Here is a 16,092-nt window from a genome sequence, read left to right as displayed (position 1 = left end):
ATGCCATACAGTTACGAGACGGACGGTGCGGCGATCTACGCCGAGAGCTTCGCGACGATCAGGACAGAGGCAGATCTCACCCGCTTCGACGCCGACGAGGAAGGGGTCGCCGTACGGATGATCCACGCCGCGGGATTGGTTGGGCTGGAGGACCATGTCCTCTTCTCGCCCGAGATGGTCGGGATCGCGCGCGCGGCGCTGGCAGCGGGAGCGCCCATTCTCTGCGATGCGCGGATGGTCAGCGAGGGCATCACGCGCCAGCGCCTGCCGGCAAACAATCCCGTGATCTGTACCCTTCAGGACAAGGAGGTCCCAGACCTCGCCCGGAGACTGAACACCACCCGCTCCGCGGCGGCACTGGAGCTGTGGCGGCCGCATCTCGCCGGCGCGCTCGTCGCCATCGGTAATGCGCCCACGGCTCTGTTCCGCCTGCTGGAAATGATGGAGGATCCCGATTGCCCGCCCCCCGCGGCCATCATCGGTTGCCCCGTGGGCTTCGTCGGGGCGGCTGAATCCAAGGAGGCGCTGTGGGAGGTGCAGCCCGCACCCTGCCTGATCGTCAAGGGTCGCCTGGGCGGAAGCGCCATCACCGTGGCCGCCGTCAACGCCATCGCGAGCCGTGCAGAATGAGCGCGGGCACGATCTACGGTGTCGGTCTCGGCCCCGGCGACCCGGAGCTCATGGCAGTTCGGGCGGATCGGCTGGTGCGGGAGACAGGCCATATCGCCTACTTTCGCAAAGCGGGTCGGCGGGGACGGGCGCGAACCATCGTCGAGGGCATGCTGCGCGCGGGCGCGGTCGAGATCGCAATGGAGTATCCGGTAACCACCGAAATTCCCTTCGATGATCCTGAGTATGCAGCCTGTCTCTCCCGCTTCTATGCCGAAGCATCGGCAAAGCTTCGCCGGCTGGCAGAGGCCGGCGCGGACGTCGTTGTTCTCTGTGAGGGTGATCCCTTCTTCTATGGCTCCTTCATGCATCTACACGCCCGGCTGAAGGAGCATGTTCCGGTCGAGGTGGTGCCGGCGATCACCGGCATGTCGGCGGCTTGGACGGCGACCGGCATTCCCGTGACCTGGGGCGACGACGTGCTGTGCGTTCTGACTGGAACGATGCGCGAGGCAGAGCTCGCGCGCCGAATGGGCGATGCCGATGCCATCGTGGTGATGAAGGTGGGCCGCAACCTGCCGAAAGTAAGGGCGGCACTGGCGACGGCGGGAAAGCTCGAGCGCGCGTGGCTCGTTGAGTGTGCGAGCCTGCCCGGTGAGCGGGTCATCCCGCTGGCCGGCGCGGAGGAACTTAGCCCGCCCTATTTTTCCGTGATCGTCGTGCACGGTCAGGGGCGACGGCCATGAGGGGCTGGCTGACCATCGCGGGGCTGGGACCGGGCGATGCGGATCTTATAACGCCGCAGGTGTCCGAGGTGCTGGCGGAGGCGACCGACCTTGTGGGCTATGGCCCCTATGTCGGGCGCGTGCCTGCGCGAAGCGGGCTCATCAGGCATGAAACGGACAATAGGGAGGAACTGGACCGGGCGCGGCACGCCATCACCATGGCGATGGAGCGGCGGCGGGTGGTGGTCGTCAGCTCCGGCGATCCAGGGGTCTTCGCGATGGCTTCGGCGGTGCTTGAAGTGATCGAGGCAGGGCCCGCTGCCTGGCGTGACCTGGACATTCGGGTTCTCCCGGGCATCACCGCGATGCTCGCCGCCGCGGCGCGGGTGGGTGCGCCCCTCGGCCATGATTTCTGCACGATCAATCTCTCCGACAACCTCAAGCCATGGGAAGTTATCGAGCGGCGCCTGCGCCTCGCTGTCGAGGCAGACTTCGCGATGGCCCTCTACAACCCCCGCTCAGCAGCGCGGCCGGAAGGATTTGGTCGTGCGCTGACGCTTCTGCGCGAAGTCTGCGAGGCGGAGCGTGTGCTGGTGTTCGCACGCGCGGTCTCGACGCCCCAGGAAAGCCTGCGCGTTGTCGCACTTGCCGACGCAGCGCCGGAGATGGCCGATATGCGCACGGTCGTCCTCGTGGGGTCCTCCCTGACGCGGATCATAACGCGCGAGGAGGAGCCCCTGGTTTACACGCCCAGATCGGTTCTGGCATGAGCGACCCACGCGAGCACGCCCTCCACGTCATGAACCTCCGCCCGCGCAGGTGGGGTGGGCCTGTCGATCATCACCACCGGAAGCCCGAGCGTACGTGCGGCCGCAATTTTGGCATGGGCGCCGGTGCCACCGGAGTTCTTCGACACCACAAGTTCGATCCCGTACTGCTCCATGAGCGCGCGGTCGGCCGCTTCATCGAAAGGGCCCCGATCGACGATCACCTCGGCATCGGGAAAGGGCGGGTTTGCTGCGGGCGGATCGACGAGTCGCAGAAGATAGAAGTGCTGTGGGTTCGGGGCGAAGGCTGCGAGATGCATGCGCCCCACAGCCAGCATGACGCGGCTTCGGGGCTGATTGAGTTTCGCGACGGCGGCGGCGAGGTCTGGCACGTGGATCCAATGATCGCCGGGGAGAGGCGTCCAGGGCGAGCGGGTCAGCCCAAGGAGGGGCACGTCCACCTTGGCGCAGGCCGCTACCGCATTGCGACTCATCTGCACGGCGAAAGGATGGGTGGCGTCGATCACATGGGTGATGCGGTGTGTCTGGAGCCAGGCCGCGAGACCTTCAGGACCGCCAAACCCGCCGATCCGCTGAGGCAGCGGCTGGGGCAGCGGCCGAGCGACGCGGCCGGCGAAGGACAGGGTTGCGGTCAGGCCTCTTTTGGACAGCGCGCGGGCGAGCGCCGCCGCCTCGGTCGTGCCGGCCAGGATCAAGAGGTTTGGGCGCATGGCTGAGGCTCCATGGATCACCATCGTCGGGCTTGGCGAGGATGGACCGGAGGGGCTGTCTGCTGCAAGCCGCCGCGCGCTGGAGCAGGCTGAGGTGTTGATGGGGCCTGAGCGCCATCTGTCGCTGCTGCTCGATCTGAAGGCCGAGCGGATCGCGTGGCCGGTGCCCTTCGCAGACGGCCTGCCGATCCTCTCAAGCCTGCGCGGACGGCGTGTGGTGGTGCTCGCTTCAGGCGACCCCTTCTGGTTCGGTGCGGGCACAGTCATCGCGCGGGCGTTCGGGCGCGGCGAGTGGCAGGCGCTTCCGGGACCCTCCAGTTTCTCTCTGGCGGCGAACCGGCTTGGCTGGCCGCTCGAGCGGACTCTCTGTCTTGGGCTTCATGCCGCACCGCTTGCGCGGCTGCGGCCGCATTTGGTGCCCGGTCTGCACGCAATCCTCCTCTTGCGCGACGGTGCTGCGGTGGCCGAACTCGCGTGCTATCTCGATACGCAAGGCTTCCCGGAGAGCCGCTTGATCGTCATGGAAGCGCTTGGTGGCTCGCGCGAGCGGATCAGTGAAGCCCGGGCGGACGCCCTGAGCGACGAAGAGTTCGCGCATCCGGTCGCTGTTGCTGTCGAGATTGCGGGCAAGGGCCAGGTGGTGCCCTGTGCCTCGGGCATTGAGGACGACTTCTTTGAGCTGGACGGCCAGATCACCAAGCGGCCGCTTCGCGCGCTCGCCCTGTCCGCGCTGGCGCCCCGCGCCGGCGAGACGCTCTGGGATATCGGCGGCGGGTCCGGATCCATCGCCGTGGAGTGGTGCCTGTCTCATCCCCTGATGCAGGCCGTCAGTGTCGAGGCGCGCCCGAACCGCGCCCAGCGAATGCGGACCAATGGCGATTACTTTGGCCTGGACCGCCTGCAGGTGGTGGAGGGTAAGGCGCCTGCCGCGCTTGAAGGACTGCCGGCACCACAGGCCGTCTTTGTGGGCGGGGGGCTGTCCGAAGACCTTATCAGCGATCTCCGCGGCCGGCTCCGCGCCGGCACCCGCCTTGTCGCCCACGCCGTCACGCTGGAATCCGAAGCGCTCCTGGCCGCCTGCTCAGCGCGGCTGGGCGGCGATCTGCTGCGCATTGAGCTTGCCAAGGCCGCGCCGCTTGGGTCGAAGCGCGGTTGGTCGCCCGCCCGGCCGATCGTGCAATGGCGGGTGACTCTGTGATTGCCGCGGGCTTCGGATTCCGGGCGGCAGCGACGTCCAAAAGCCTGTCGGATGCCTTCGCCCGGGCGGGCGGGAGGCCGCCGCGGGCCGCCGGCCTTACGACCACCGTCCTCGCGACCGCCGTGGACAAGGCCGGCACCCTAGCCTTCAGAGCTTTTGCCGGACGCTTCGGACTGCCTGTGCGTGGGATTGACAGCGCTACCCTCGCGGCGCAGAAGACCGGCACCAAATCCGAGGCGTCCCGCGCCGCCCGGGGCACGGACAGTGTCGCCGAAGCCGCTGCCCTGGCGGCTGCCGGAGCGGGGGCACGGCTGCTGGGGCCGCGGGTAATCTCAAGTGACGGCATGGCCACCTGCGCACTTGCCGAAGGAGAAGGGCTATGACTGTACACTTCATCGGCGCCGGCCCCGGCGCGCCGGACCTTTTGACGCTGCGCGGGCGCGACCTCATCGCAACCTGTCCTGTTTGCCTCTACGCCGGCTCTCTCGTACCGCAGGCCGTGCTTGCTCACTGCCCGCCCGGCGCGCGGATCGTGAACACCGCGCCGCTCGATCTCGACGCCATCATGGCTGAGATTGAGGCGGCGCAGGCTGCGGAGCAGGACGTGGCGCGGCTGCATTCCGGCGATCTCTCGGTCTGGTCCGCCATGGGCGAACAGGTCCGGAGGCTCAAGGAGGTGGGTATCCCCTATACGGTCACACCGGGCGTGCCGTCTTTTGCCGCCGCGGCCGCGGCTTTGGGCGCGGAACTGACTCTGCCAGGCGTCGCGCAATCGGTCGTGCTGACCCGCACGCCAGGGCGCGCGTCTTCGATGCCGGAGGGTGAGACGCTCGCTGCCTTCGCCGCTACAGGGGCGACCCTCGCCATTCATCTGTCGGTCCAGAATCTGGCCACTGTGGTCGCGGACCTCACAGCGCATTATGGAGCCGGCTGCCCGGTGGCCGTGATCTGGCGCGCGAGTTGGCCGGAGGAAAGGATCGTGCGCGCGACGCTCGAGACTCTCGAAGCCGCGATGCCCGAGGGCATAGAGCGCACGGCTCTCATCCTTGTGGGCCCGGCCCTCGGCCAGGCGGACTTTGCGGAAAGCCGTCTTTATGCGCCCGACTACGACCGCCGCTTTCGGCCGCTATCCGCCGAAAGTCCTTGGGCGGACTGGAACCTTGGCGATGACTGAAGCGGGGGGCAGTTGGCCGCCGGGCCTTCTGGTCTCGGCTCCCTCGTCGGGCACGGGCAAGACGACGGTCATGCTTGGGCTCCTGCGCGCGCTGGCCGACGAGGGGCTGGTTGTGCAACCCTACAAGTCGGGGCCGGACTACATCGATCCCGCGTTTCACCGCGCGGCCTGCGGGCGCCCCTCCTTCAACCTCGACAATTGGGCGATGGGCGAGGAGTTGATCGCCGCCACCGCCGGACAGGCGCGTGGCGCCGACATCTGCCTGGCCGAGGGGTCGATGGGGCTTTATGACGGCGTCGCGACACGCGGCCGAATGGGGCGGGGATCGAGCGCCGAAACGGCGAAGACGATGGGGTGGCCGGTGATCCTCGTCCTCGATGTCGGCGGACAGGCGCAGTCGGCCGCGGCCAGCGCCTTGGGATTCACCCAGTTCGATCGGGAACTGCCCTTCGCCGGCGTAATCCTGAACCGCGTCGCAAGCGCCCGGCACGAGCGCCTGACCCGTCTGGGCATGGAGCGTGCCGGGCTTCCGGTCCTGGGCGTGCTGCCCCGGCGCGGCGATCTCACCTTACCCGAGCGACATCTGGGCCTTATTCAAGCGGTGGAGCATCCCGATCTTGAGGCCGCCATAGGGCGCTATGCCGCCTTCCTGCGCGAGCATGTCGATCTGGATGCTATTCGCGCCGCTGCCCGCTGTGGTGGGGCACCGATGGGCGGTCCGCTGCCGAGGCCGCCCGCTCAGCGGATCGCGTTGGCGCAGGACGCGGCCTTTTCTTTCACCTATCCACATCTGCTCGAAGGATGGACCGCCGCGGGGGCCGAAGTACTTCCCTTTTCGCCCCTGGCAGACGAAGCGCCCGACGCGCACGCCGATCTTGTCTGGCTGCCCGGCGGCTACCCAGAGCTTCACGCAGGCCGTCTCTCCGCCGCCTCGCGCTTTTTGGCTGGGGTGCGCGCTCATGCCGAGGTAAAGCCGGTGCATGGGGAATGTGGTGGCTACATGACGCTTGGCACGGCGCTCATCGACAAGGATGGAATACGCCACCCGATGGCAGGGCTCCTTGGCCTTGTAAGCTCCTACGAGACCCGGAAATTCCACCTCGGCTACCGCCGCGCCATTCTCGCCGCGCCGATGCCGGGATACGGAGCGGGGGCAGTGCTGCGCGGGCACGAGTTTCACTATTCGACCATCGTCGAGCAGCCCGACCCGCCCCTGGCGGCCGTGACCGATGCGGACGGCGGGCCGGTGCCTGAAACGGGGTCGCGGCGCGGCAAGGTCTCCGGAACTTTCTTTCACCTGATCGCGGGGGAAGGTGCTTGAGCGGCTTCGTCAGCTTCGTAGGGTCCGGGCCGGGCGATCCCGAGCTTCTGACGCTGAAGGCTCTCGATCGGCTGAAGCGCGCGGATGCGGTCCTCTACGACGACCTCTCAGCCGGGCATATCCTCGCCCATGCGCGGCCGGGCGCCGATCTGGTGGGGGTGGGCAAGCGAGCGGGACGCCCCTCGCCCCGCCAGCACCATGTCAGCCGGCTCCTCGTTGAATACGCGCAAGGCGGCGGCCGGATCGTACGGCTCAAGTCCGGCGACTGCGGCTTGTTCGGGCGGCTCGAGGAGGAGCTTGTCGCCCTGGAGGAGGCCGGGATCGCCTACGAGATTGTCCCTGGCGTGGCCTCACCTCTCGCTGCCGCCGCCGCGGCGGGTATTCCGCTCACCCGACGCCTGAGCGCGCGGCGCGTGCAGTTCGTCACGGGACATGATGCCGAGGGGCGGCTTCCAGCCGATCTTGATCTGGAGGCCCTCGCCGATCCAGCCGCCTGCACCGTGGTCTTCATGGGAAAGCGCACCTTTCCTGCACTGGCCGAAGCGCTCATCGCACGCGGTTTGTCTCCCGAAACCCCGGCGCTGCTCGCCGAGGCAGTCGGAACACCCGACCAGGTTATCACCCGCTTCACCCTCGCCGGTCTGGCCGCTCGCATCGCGCAGGATGTCGGCCCGAAGCCCGGGCTCATTTTCTTCGGGCCACTCGCGGACATTGGAGCGGAGAGTGCGTGACCTCTGGCTCATCGGAGTCGGTACGGGCAACAGCGCCCATGTCACTCTGGAGGCGCGTGCTGCACTCCGCAAGGCCGCGCTCGTACTCGTTCCGCGCAAAGGCCCCGGCAAGCACGATCTGGCTGATCTGCGGCACAGGATCCTGCACGACTGCGAGAGTTCGGCAGCGGTGGCAGAGTTCGACATGCCGGTGCGCGACGAGACTCTTGCCTATGCCGAGCGTGTGACCCGCTGGCACGATGAGATTGCCCGTATCTGGTCGGAGACGATCGAGAGATACCAACCCGACGGCCCTATTGCGCTGCTGGTCTGGGGCGATCCCGGGCTCTACGATTCAACGCTCCGCATTGCCGCGCGGCTCGACCCCCAGCCACGCCTGCGCGTCGTCCCGGGGATCACCGCGCTCCAGGCCTTGACCGCCGCCCATGCAATTCCGTTCAACAAAGTGAACGGCTCGGTTATCGTTACCACCGGACGGCGTCTGCGGGATCATGGCTGGCCCGACGGAGCGGACACGCTGGTGGTGATGCTCGACGGAGAGTGCAGTTTCCAGCATCTGGAACCAGAGGGCCTCCACATCTGGTGGGGCGCCTTCCTTGGAATGCCCGAGGAAGTTCTTGATGCCGGTCCTCTCGTCGAGGCCGGTTCACGTATCGTTCGGCGGCGAGCCGAGGCCCGGGCCCGGCACGGCTGGATCATGGATACCTATCTGATACGCCGGGCCTAATGTGCCCGGAGTTGCCGGGCATAAGTCACAATTGGGCAGTGTGCCGGGCAGTGTGCCGTGCAATGCGACAGGCCGTCGGCACGACTTCTCGCCGTGGTGCGGTTGCCAGTCTGAGTGAGGTCGTCTATAGGAAGACCGTCGGTTTCCACGAGGAACTAAAAGGGAATCCGCCGCCGGCCCCCGGCGAAACGGAACTGCCCCCGCAACTGTAGGTGGCGAGCTGAATTCGAACGATCCACTGGACAAGAAGTCTGGGAAGGACGAGTCAGCGAAGACCCACCAGTCAGGAGACCTGCCGACACAGGATCGCCAACCGAGCGGGTCGGCTCGGGCGGGACTTGCGACAGGTATCATCGTCGCTCGATTCCAGTCCGCCTTTCCGTCTGGCTCGTAACGCAACGGAAAGGACCATCATGTTGAGGTTGATTGCGGGAACGGCCGCTGCCGTCACTTTCACGTCTGCAGCCTTCGCCAGCACCGAGTACCCTCTGACACTGACGAGCTGCGGCCATGAAATTACGATAGAGAGCGCGCCGGAAAGCGTTGTCAGCGTCGGTCAGAGTACGACCGAAATCCTCTATATGTTGGGCCTCGCCGACAAGGTGGCGGGCACCGCGCTCTGGATTAATCCGGTTTTGCCCGAGTTCGCTGAAGTGGATCAGGGAGTCGAGCGCCTCTCCGACAACGCGCCGAGCTTTGAGAGCGTTCTCCAGAAGAGACCGGAACTCGTCATCACCGCCTACGAATGGATGATCGGGCCGCAAGGCATCGTGGGCACGCGTGAAATGTTCGACGATGCCAAGATTCCGAGCTGGATCATGCCCACTGAATGTATCGGTAAGGACAACACGGAGAACATAGATGGGGCGCGGACTGAGCTGTTCGACACCGGGCTGCTCTACCAGAGCATCGAGGAGCTGGCGTTGATCTTCGATGTTTGGGATCGCGGCGAGGAACTTACTGAGGCGTTGAAAGCGCGCGAGGCCGCAGCAGTCGAAAAAGCGCAATCTCTCAATCTTCCGGGGAACGTATCGGGGGTCTTTTGGTACTCCTCGGCCGATCTTCAAATCGACCCTTATGTAGCAGGCATAAATGCTGTGCCTGGGTGGATGCTGACCACGCTTGGCATCCAGAACATCACTACCTCACAAGAGGAGTGGCCGACGGTGGGTTGGGAAATGATCGCAAAGTCGGAGCCGACATTTATCGTTGCCGCGGAGATGGACCGCCGCCGCTTCCCAGCCGACGATATTGGGGTCAAGCGCGACTTCCTGGTGAGCGACCCCCTCACCCGCGAGATGGATGCCGTCAAGAACGAACGCATCCTGACCATGGAAGCCAACGCGATGGACCCCTCGGTCCGCTCCATATTCGCGCTCGAGGCTCTCTCGCAGTCGCTGTTGGAGTTCGGGCTGTCAAAGTGAGGCAAGGCGTCGTGGTCCGCCGCACGGACTGGCTATGGCTGGCTCCCGTCGTGCTGGCCGCGGTGCTGCTGTTCGGAACCGCGGTTGGTGAGACAAGAATACCGTTCGCCGTCGTCGTAGAGGTTCTGGCCGTCAAGACCGGGGTCGCGGATCGAATTCTTGATCCGATAGATGCCAGCGTGATCTGGCACTATCGATTGTCGCGTGCGGTAGTGGCCGCCTGCGGCGGCGCCAGCCTCGCGCTGTCGGGGTTGGTCCTGCAGGCTTTGCTCCGCAACGCACTGGCTGAACCCTACTTGCTGGGGATCTCAGCCGGGGCCTCGACAGGCGCCGTTACGGTGGCGGTAATGGGCATCGGCGCAGGGCTGCTCAGCATGTCAGCCGGCGCTTTCATCGGGGCGTTGGCCGCCTTCGGTCTCGTTGCCTTGCTCGCACGTGCGGCCGGGGGCGGCAGCGGTATGCGTGGAGCTGGAATCATTATCCTCGCAGGTATCGCCGGCTCGCAGCTTTTCAATGCACTGACAGCGCTGATCATTGCTCAATCAGCCAGTGGCGAACAGGCACGCGGTATTATGTTCTGGCTTCTCGGAAATCTGTCCGGGGTGCGCTGGCCGGATGCCTGGGTGGCGCTGCCCATGGCCAGTGCAGCCCTCGGCGTGACGCTGTGGCATGTCCGGTCACTGGACGCCTTTACCTTTGGCGCTGACAGTGCCGCCGCGCTTGGTGTTGACGTGCGGCGCACACAAGCGGTGCTGATCGGGGTGGCGGCGCTGGTCACGGCAATCATGGTCTCGATCTCGGGTGCCATCGGTTTCGTGGGACTTGTCGTACCCCACGCTATGCGCTTTCTGGTGGGCGCACGCCATGCCCGCCTCGTCCCGGCAACCGCGCTGGCGGGCGCGGTGTTCCTTGTTCTTTCGGACGTTGTCTCGCGCATAGTCATGCCCGGCCAGGTACTGCCCATCGGTGTCATCACTGCGCTGATAGGTGCCCCGGCCTTTGCGATCATCATGATCCGGGGCCGCCACCGATGACTGGCGTGCCGATCCTCGAGGTGATCGAGGCGGGTTGGTCCGTTCGGGGCCAGAACATTGTGTCGGATATCAACCTGAGCCTCCATTCAGGTGAGATGCTGGGCCTGATCGGGCCGAACGGTTCCGGCAAATCCACGCTGCTGCATATGATGGCGGGGCTTGTCCGCCCGAGCCGAGGCGAGGTTCAATTGGCTGGCCAGCCACTGGCTCAACTGCGACGGCGGGAAATCGCGCAGCGTATCGCACTTGTTGCGCAGGCGGCCGAGACCGGTGATCGCATCTCGGTTCGCGACGCGGTGGAGCTTGGTCGTACGCCATGGCTCAACGCCTTGCGCCCATGGGGGAAAGAGGATGATGAAGCAGTCACTGCCGCGCTACGGGCCGTCGATATGCAGGCCATGTCGGCCCGCGAGTGGTCGTCGCTTTCAGGCGGAGAGCGTCAGCGCGTCCAGATCGCTCGTGCCCATGCGCAAGCGCCACAGATCCTGCTTCTGGACGAGCCGACCAGCCATCTCGATATTCGTCACCAGATCAGCATCCTTGACCTGATCGCGAAGCTTCCTGTCACCACCGTGATCGCCCTGCATGACATGCAGCATGCGCTGCGCTGTGATCGGCTGGCGGTGCTGACTGCAGGCCGTTGCGCAGCTTTCGGACCTCCAGCAGCGGTGCTGACCCCGCAGCTGATCCGCGACATTTTCGACGTCGAGGCCGAACTGATCCCTCATCCCGCAGGCGGGCGGCCGGTCTTTTCCTTCCAACGCCTCACCTGAAAGGACGACCCTATGCTGGTTCGTTTGACCCTTCTGCTCTGCCTTCTGTCTTTTCCGGCTGCAGCGGAGACGTTTGAGGTCAAGATGCTCAACCGTAACGAGACGGGGCCGATGCCCTTCGAGCCGGAGTATCTTTCCATTCAGCCCGGCGATACCGTGAGGTTCATCGCCACCAACCGCGGCCACAACGCAGCCACCATCGAGGGGATGATCCCGAACGAGGAGGGAAAGTTCATCGGCAAGATAGACGAGGAGATTGAGGTGACCCTGACGGATGAGGGTGTCTGGGGCATAAAATGCGCGCCGCATTACACGATGGGCATGGTGATGCTGATTCAGGTTGGCGACACGCCCACTACAGAGGCCGACCTGCCCGCGGATCTTCCCCCTGCTGCACGTAAGCGCATGCTGGAAATTCTTGCGCAGCAAAATAACAGCGATGATCGGTAACTTGCTTTTCTTACCAAGCACCTTAGTACTACAGTTTTGCTTATGAGTTTGGTCTGATTCCCTGGGCCATCTTGGAACAGGGAGGACGAAACGATGGCAATAGCGGAATGGGCAGGGACACTAGGCCACCGACTCATAAGCGCGTAGCCAGATTCTGATGGCTGCGAGTTTGATGAGAGCGAGGAAGTTTTCGGCGTGCTTTTCGTAGCGCGTGGCGACGGCGCGGTAGTGCTTGATCTTGTTGAAGAAGCGTTCGACGAGGTTTCTGTATCGATAGAGGAAGGGACTGAAGGCGGGCGGGTCTTTGCGTCCAGGCATTGGTTTGATGCAGGCCCAGGCGCCTTGCTTGTCCATGGCCTGGCGCGTGGCGTTGGAGACGTAGGCACGGTCAGCGAGCAGGATCTACCTTAAATAATTCGGGTATATGGATTTTTTTATTATAATAAAGAAGCTGAAGCTAAACATGCACTTCTCACATCTAAATTAGCACGAAGTTGGCCTGCCAATCAGGAATGTATCACTGGGCTTAAGGAATCGCTATATGATTCATTAAGTGCTGCACAGACAGCTTATCGACTCCATGTTCATGAAAAAGGGGTCGACGCACTGGAGCTTATGTCCATCTGAGAAGCGAGCTTGCAGCTGATGTGCGTGCTGTTGCCGCTCAAATTGCTATGCTTTCTTGTGGCTTATTGCGAGATGCAGCAATTGCTTTTTGGGACACTGTATTTCTCGTGATAATGGGAGTGACAAGATTCTGTATACCGGTATTTTCTGCAATATTTCTTTGGGTTATCTGCCATTTAAACTGGAGTAATTATTCGTACTGCAAAGATAATAGCGCAGAACGAAAAGAATTTACGAAAAGATAAAATATGAATATAACGACTTGTCGGGTAAACAGTACAAAGCCGTAATTCGTGAATTCCAACGATATCGTTTGTGTGTGCTTTCCGTATATGTTGTTGAGTGCTCGGGGCAGTCGGTTACGGGCACACATGATGATGGCCTGCCACCTATGTCCGTTCATTGCATAGCGCCTGATCCTTTCGCAACCTTGCGACGTTTGATGGATAACCTTCTGAAGGTTCATACCCAGAGCGCAGTTTCACGAGTGGTGGCGATGAGGCTGTCTTCACCGTAGACATCCTCCGTCGTCAACAGGTCCCTTGTCATGCACACTGCGTGGGCAAGACGGAGTCTTCGCCAGCTTGGCGGTTAGTACCGATCGGCCCCGCGGTATCGCTCTCACGCGGTAGCGATAGAGCCAGCAGGCCCAGAAGTACGCCCGTCACTGCGACAGCGACATAGACCCAGATGAACGTGCCTGTTGCATCCTTAACGATGCCGCCCAGATAGTTGCCGATGACACCCCCGAGACCGAGCGTCACGTTTGCGATCCCGAATATTGCCGTGGCCCGCCGTCCACCGGCCATCTTCGCGATATAGGCGGGCACCAGTCCAAAAATGGGATAGAAGGCCAGTGCAAAGAGGACGCCTGCGGCCACGGGAAGATGGCCGACCGGCGCGAAAACCAGAATTGCCGCTGACAGGAAGACAAAGCCATAGCTGATCAGCAGTGCGAGCCGTACCCCAGTTCGATCTGACAGAGATCCAAGCACGAATCCGGCGAACATGCCGACAAAGCCGATTGTTCCCCAGACCAGCGCTGCAAAATCCACGCTGAGCGCCAGTTCTTCGCGTAGATAGGGCGCAAGATAGTTCTGAAATGGCAGGGTCGAGAATCCGTTGAAAAATGTGATCGCCCAGACGAGGAGAACCCATGGCGCGGCCAATGCACGTACGCGCGCCAAAATCCCAGTATCCGGCACTGCGTCCGGGCCTATTTCCGGTCCGGTTGCTCTGGACTCGTCGGGTTGCCGGCGGAAGAGACCGAGCCGCGCGAAGACAACCAGGGCAATCGCTGCGACGAACAGCGTGCCGGTACCCACTGTGTACCACACGCCGCGCCAGCCGCCGTCCGGGACGAATATCGGCACCAGAAGGCTGTTCAGGAATACACCATAGCTGGTTCCACTGGAAGCAAGGCCCAGCACCTTGCCGCGATGACGGTAGCGGATCGTGCGGGCGACAATTTCTACCATGGGAACCCAGGCCGAGGCGGCGGTGCCGCTTAGCACGGTCAGCAGCATGCCAACCAAGAGGATGTTGTTTGTCATTGGCAGCACCCCCAAGGCAGCCCCGCACAGCACCACCGAGCCGATCACCACCTGGCCGCCGCCTACGCGCGGCGCTAGCCAGGCGCCACCAATGGCAAATGCCAGAAAACCAAACTGGCCGGCGGCGGTGATCGTGCCCGCCACCGTATAGCCAAAACCAAGATCCGCGCGCATATCGGTGACAAGCTGTGCGAACAGATAGGTACCGAACCCATAGGTTGCTGCCACGACACTGGTCAGCAATAAAGCAACCACTACTGCTTCAAGAGGATGTGAAGGCGCGGTAAACGGTTCTTGCAGATGCGCACGTTCAATAGCTAGTAGACCGGTCGTCTTGTCATTTGACATGACAATTCTTTCAGTTTCGGCTTGCCAGGAGTTGGTCTAAACTGATGTTGATAAAACGCTTGAACGGGGCCATATTCCCTTCCGCCTTGGTACGGAGCAGCGCCCCTTCATATGCATCGATCAGGTAGGCTGCGGTGGCGTCAGGAACAAGGCCTGGCGGCAGGTCGCCCTGCTCTTGCGCCTGCCGCAGCACGCCGCGCAGGTCGCCTTGCCAGGTTTCGAATGCGCGCACGAGGCTGCGCTGAAAGGCCGGGCTGCGGCTGGACGCCGTTAGTGCCAAATTGCCGAACAGGCAGCCGCCGAGCTTGTCGTCTCCAGCCAGTCTTTCCAGATACTCGAAATATCGTCGCAACCGCGTGAGCGGCGGGACGCTCTCATCTTCCAACACTTCCCGTCGGGCCTCGTGGTAGCGCTCTGCATGAGCGTCCAGGACGGCGCATACGAACGCCTCCTTGCTTGCGAAGAAATGATAGAACGAACCCTTCGGCACGCCCGCAGCCTTCAGAATCGGGCCGATCCCGACTCCGTCATAGCCAGAGTTCAGGAGCGCTTTCCAGCCTTCTTTGATCAGCTTTTCACGTGTGTTCAATTTCGCCATAGAGGAATTAGTAGACTGGTCGTCTATTTCTGTCAAGCACGTGGAAACGAAAAGGTTATTAATGGCAATGCCTAACCGAGGGGAGGCAATGACGATTCCGCACCTTGCCATTCGCAAAACGCGGGCTGATAGGTCACGGTGCCTTCCAGCGTCATACCTTGAAGTGCCAGATGAAGCCCGCTCCTGGCATGGCTGGCACCGTCATGTCAGCCTCGTCATGGCGGCGGCTGCTTTCCTTGCCAGGCTTTCCGCCGATCAGCGCCGCGCTGCCTTCAGCAAAAGGGACAAAACGAGTCCAAATGCCGCGGCTTAATTTCCCAGGCAGCCGACATGCTCACCAGCTCCGAAATCCGCTACCTGATGATCAGATTACTGTTCACGGCGCCCACCGGCACCGCTTTCATATGGACGTGGTCGTGGTGGCAACGACGACATCAAGCCAATGCCGCTGAATGCCATCGGAGAAAGCGGCAGAAAACGCCACTATAGCTCTATGATCTGTGGAACTTCACAAGTATTCCGAGATATGATTCACATGGTGAAAGGAACGTTTTGTACGGACGGACGCCCAATGGGCGAAGATGGAGCCGCGTTGTCGTGGGAAGCCGACGGATCCCGGACGCAGCGGCGGGAACAACCGGTTGTTCATGGCGGCGGTTTTGTGGATTGCCCGAACTGGCAGTCCGTGGTGCCCGCGTTGTTCGGGAACTGGCGCACGGCGTTCCGGCGGTTCAGCGACTGGCGTAAGGCCGATGTTTTCAAACGGATGTTCGATGCCTTGCCGAATGAGCCTGACATGGAATACGCCATGATCGACGCCACCATCGTCAGGGTTCATCGCCACGGACAGGGCCCAAAAGGGGGATTTAGAGCTAGGCCATAGGTCGCTCCAAGGGCGGCAGACGACAAAGGTTCTGGCGCTGACCGATGCCCTGGGCAACCTCGTGCGCTTCTCGCTCATGCCGGGTCACCGTTTCAACAGTCTCGGCGTAGCGCCGCTGGTCGAGGGTGTCGAGTTTGACGCTTTCATCGCGGACAAAGCGTTCGACAGCAGCGTTGCCGCTCTCAACGAGCGCGGCGCCAAGGTTGTCATCTCGCAGCACCCGAGACGGACAAAGCCCATTCTGATCGATGATGACTTGTACAACTTGCGCCACCTGATCGAGAATGTCTTCTGCAAACTCAAAGAGTTCAAGCGCATCGCTATGCGGGCCTGCAGAACCGATCAGAGCTTCGAGGCCATGATCTATCTCGCAGCCGCCATCTTCAATTCACGATGAATCCCCATAGACCCTAATCCGT

At 63.0% G+C, this 16,092-nt stretch carries 17 protein-coding genes, 2 pseudogenes and 1 riboswitch; of the genes and pseudogenes, 15 read left to right on the top strand and 4 right to left on the bottom strand.

Annotated features, from left to right (window positions below):
- Genes ABZ720_RS03025 through cobJ form a run of 3 tightly spaced genes read left to right on the top strand, consistent with a single transcriptional unit; the run spans window position 1 to window position 2,104 of the window.
- Entirely contained in the window at window positions 1–630 is a 630-nt protein-coding gene (locus tag ABZ720_RS03025) for a precorrin-8X methylmutase (RefSeq protein ID WP_366553683.1), read from the top strand.
- Window positions 627–1,355 (top strand): precorrin-2 C(20)-methyltransferase, encoded by a 729-nt coding sequence (locus ABZ720_RS03020; RefSeq protein WP_366553681.1) that lies wholly within the window; start codon window positions 627–629, stop codon window positions 1,353–1,355. Before ABZ720_RS03025 ends, ABZ720_RS03020 begins: the two co-directional genes overlap by 4 nt.
- The gene (cobJ, locus tag ABZ720_RS03015) at window positions 1,352–2,104 is read left to right on the top strand and encodes a precorrin-3B C(17)-methyltransferase (protein ID WP_366553679.1); all 753 of its coding nucleotides are present in this window, start codon (window positions 1,352–1,354) and stop codon (window positions 2,102–2,104) included. Before ABZ720_RS03020 ends, cobJ begins: the two co-directional genes overlap by 4 nt.
- On the opposite strand, the gene ABZ720_RS03010 is transcribed toward cobJ, so the two are convergent.
- Window positions 2,077–2,832, bottom strand: coding sequence for a cobalt-precorrin-6A reductase (locus ABZ720_RS03010; RefSeq protein ID WP_366553677.1), 756 nt, complete (start codon window positions 2,830–2,832; stop codon window positions 2,077–2,079). The two genes, cobJ and ABZ720_RS03010, sit on opposite strands and share 28 nt — an antisense overlap.
- Here ABZ720_RS03010 and cbiE point away from each other — a divergent pair.
- From cbiE to ABZ720_RS02960, 10 genes are all read left to right on the top strand, one after another.
- Entirely contained in the window at window positions 2,831–4,030 is a 1,200-nt protein-coding gene (gene cbiE / locus ABZ720_RS03005; protein WP_366553675.1) for a precorrin-6y C5,15-methyltransferase (decarboxylating) subunit CbiE, read from the top strand. The genes ABZ720_RS03010 and cbiE overlap by 2 nt on opposite strands.
- Window positions 4,012–4,413, top strand: a complete 402-nt coding sequence (locus ABZ720_RS03000; protein WP_366553673.1) for a cobalamin biosynthesis protein — start codon at window positions 4,012–4,014, stop codon at window positions 4,411–4,413. Before cbiE ends, ABZ720_RS03000 begins: the two co-directional genes overlap by 19 nt.
- Window positions 4,410–5,204, top strand: coding sequence for a precorrin-4 C(11)-methyltransferase (cobM, locus tag ABZ720_RS02995; RefSeq protein WP_366553671.1), 795 nt, complete (start codon window positions 4,410–4,412; stop codon window positions 5,202–5,204). Before ABZ720_RS03000 ends, cobM begins: the two co-directional genes overlap by 4 nt.
- Complete coding sequence (locus ABZ720_RS02990) at window positions 5,197–6,525, top strand: cobyrinic acid a,c-diamide synthase CobB (protein WP_366553669.1); 1,329 nt, start codon at window positions 5,197–5,199, stop codon at window positions 6,523–6,525. Before cobM ends, ABZ720_RS02990 begins: the two co-directional genes overlap by 8 nt.
- The gene (gene cobA, locus ABZ720_RS02985; RefSeq protein ID WP_366553667.1) at window positions 6,522–7,256 is read left to right on the top strand and encodes a uroporphyrinogen-III C-methyltransferase; all 735 of its coding nucleotides are present in this window, start codon (window positions 6,522–6,524) and stop codon (window positions 7,254–7,256) included. Before ABZ720_RS02990 ends, cobA begins: the two co-directional genes overlap by 4 nt.
- Entirely contained in the window at window positions 7,249–7,983 is a 735-nt protein-coding gene (gene cobF / locus ABZ720_RS02980; protein WP_366553665.1) for a precorrin-6A synthase (deacetylating), read from the top strand. Before cobA ends, cobF begins: the two co-directional genes overlap by 8 nt.
- Window positions 7,984–8,105: 122 nt before the next feature.
- Window positions 8,106–8,297, top strand: a riboswitch (cobalamin riboswitch).
- Window positions 8,298–8,396: 99 nt separating this feature from the next.
- Window positions 8,397–9,407 (top strand): ABC transporter substrate-binding protein, encoded by a 1,011-nt coding sequence (locus ABZ720_RS02975; protein WP_366553663.1) that lies wholly within the window; start codon window positions 8,397–8,399, stop codon window positions 9,405–9,407.
- A gap of 11 nt (window positions 9,408–9,418) precedes the next feature.
- Window positions 9,419–10,441, top strand: a complete 1,023-nt coding sequence (locus tag ABZ720_RS02970) for a FecCD family ABC transporter permease (RefSeq protein ID WP_366553661.1) — start codon at window positions 9,419–9,421, stop codon at window positions 10,439–10,441.
- Window positions 10,438–11,214 carry an ABC transporter ATP-binding protein gene (locus ABZ720_RS02965; RefSeq protein ID WP_366553659.1) on the top strand — a complete coding sequence of 259 codons (777 nt, stop codon included), beginning with the start codon at window positions 10,438–10,440 and terminating at the stop codon, window positions 11,212–11,214. The genes ABZ720_RS02970 and ABZ720_RS02965 overlap by 4 nt, the downstream gene beginning before the upstream one ends.
- Before the next feature lie 12 nt (window positions 11,215–11,226).
- Window positions 11,227–11,664, top strand: coding sequence for a pseudoazurin (locus tag ABZ720_RS02960; RefSeq protein ID WP_366553657.1), 438 nt, complete (start codon window positions 11,227–11,229; stop codon window positions 11,662–11,664).
- A gap of 120 nt (window positions 11,665–11,784) precedes the next feature.
- On the opposite strand, the gene ABZ720_RS02955 is transcribed toward ABZ720_RS02960, so the two are convergent.
- The 3 genes from ABZ720_RS02955 to ABZ720_RS02945 all read right to left on the bottom strand — a co-directional run bounded on the left by ABZ720_RS02955 (window position 11,785) and on the right by ABZ720_RS02945 (window position 14,790).
- A complete protein-coding gene (locus tag ABZ720_RS02955) occupies window positions 11,785–12,063 on the bottom strand; it encodes a transposase (RefSeq protein ID WP_366554422.1) in 279 nt (92 codons plus the stop codon).
- Window positions 12,064–12,836: 773 nt separating this feature from the next.
- Entirely contained in the window at window positions 12,837–14,192 is a 1,356-nt protein-coding gene (locus ABZ720_RS02950; RefSeq protein WP_366553655.1) for an MFS transporter, read from the bottom strand.
- 10 nt (window positions 14,193–14,202) lie between these two features.
- On the bottom strand, window positions 14,203–14,790 hold the full coding sequence (locus ABZ720_RS02945) for a TetR/AcrR family transcriptional regulator (RefSeq protein WP_366553653.1): 588 nt from the start codon (window positions 14,788–14,790) through the stop codon (window positions 14,203–14,205).
- Window positions 14,791–14,959: 169 nt separating this feature from the next.
- Between ABZ720_RS02945 and ABZ720_RS17465 the strand changes: the two are divergent.
- Window positions 14,960–15,103 (top strand): annotated as a pseudogene (locus tag ABZ720_RS17465) (IS701 family transposase); the annotation flags it as partial.
- A gap of 268 nt (window positions 15,104–15,371) precedes the next feature.
- A pseudogene (locus ABZ720_RS02940) lies at window positions 15,372–16,070 on the top strand (IS5 family transposase).
- Window positions 16,071–16,092 lie beyond the last annotated feature (22 nt).

The sequence above is a fragment of the Aquibaculum sediminis genome (assembly GCF_040712085.1).
GTDB classification, from domain to species: domain Bacteria; phylum Pseudomonadota; class Alphaproteobacteria; order Kiloniellales; family DSM-21159; genus Aquibaculum; species Aquibaculum sediminis.
The sequence above is the reverse complement of the archived record's forward strand: the minus strand, read 5'-3'. Positions and strand labels throughout refer to the sequence as shown.

Excerpts from the sequence above, each read along its gene's own strand:
- ABZ720_RS02950 (WP_366553655.1), bottom strand. The coding sequence starts at position 14,192 with ATGTCAAATGACAAGACGACCGGTCTACTAGCTATTGAACGTGCGCAT.
- ABZ720_RS02965 (WP_366553659.1), top strand. The coding sequence starts at position 10,438 with ATGACTGGCGTGCCGATCCTCGAGGTGATCGAGGCGGGTTGGTCCGTT.
- ABZ720_RS02960 (WP_366553657.1), top strand. The coding sequence starts at position 11,227 with ATGCTGGTTCGTTTGACCCTTCTGCTCTGCCTTCTGTCTTTTCCGGCT.
- ABZ720_RS02975 (WP_366553663.1), top strand. The coding sequence starts at position 8,397 with ATGTTGAGGTTGATTGCGGGAACGGCCGCTGCCGTCACTTTCACGTCT.
- ABZ720_RS03020 (WP_366553681.1), top strand. The coding sequence starts at position 627 with ATGAGCGCGGGCACGATCTACGGTGTCGGTCTCGGCCCCGGCGACCCG.
- cobJ (WP_366553679.1), top strand. The coding sequence starts at position 1,352 with ATGAGGGGCTGGCTGACCATCGCGGGGCTGGGACCGGGCGATGCGGAT.
- ABZ720_RS03000 (WP_366553673.1), top strand. The coding sequence starts at position 4,012 with ATGGCGGGTGACTCTGTGATTGCCGCGGGCTTCGGATTCCGGGCGGCA.
- ABZ720_RS03010 (WP_366553677.1), bottom strand. The coding sequence starts at position 2,832 with ATGCGCCCAAACCTCTTGATCCTGGCCGGCACGACCGAGGCGGCGGCG.
- ABZ720_RS02990 (WP_366553669.1), top strand. The coding sequence starts at position 5,197 with ATGACTGAAGCGGGGGGCAGTTGGCCGCCGGGCCTTCTGGTCTCGGCT.
- ABZ720_RS03025 (WP_366553683.1), top strand. The coding sequence starts at position 1 with ATGCCATACAGTTACGAGACGGACGGTGCGGCGATCTACGCCGAGAGC.
- ABZ720_RS02945 (WP_366553653.1), bottom strand. The coding sequence starts at position 14,790 with ATGGCGAAATTGAACACACGTGAAAAGCTGATCAAAGAAGGCTGGAAA.
- cbiE (WP_366553675.1), top strand. The coding sequence starts at position 2,831 with ATGGCTGAGGCTCCATGGATCACCATCGTCGGGCTTGGCGAGGATGGA.
- cobM (WP_366553671.1), top strand. The coding sequence starts at position 4,410 with ATGACTGTACACTTCATCGGCGCCGGCCCCGGCGCGCCGGACCTTTTG.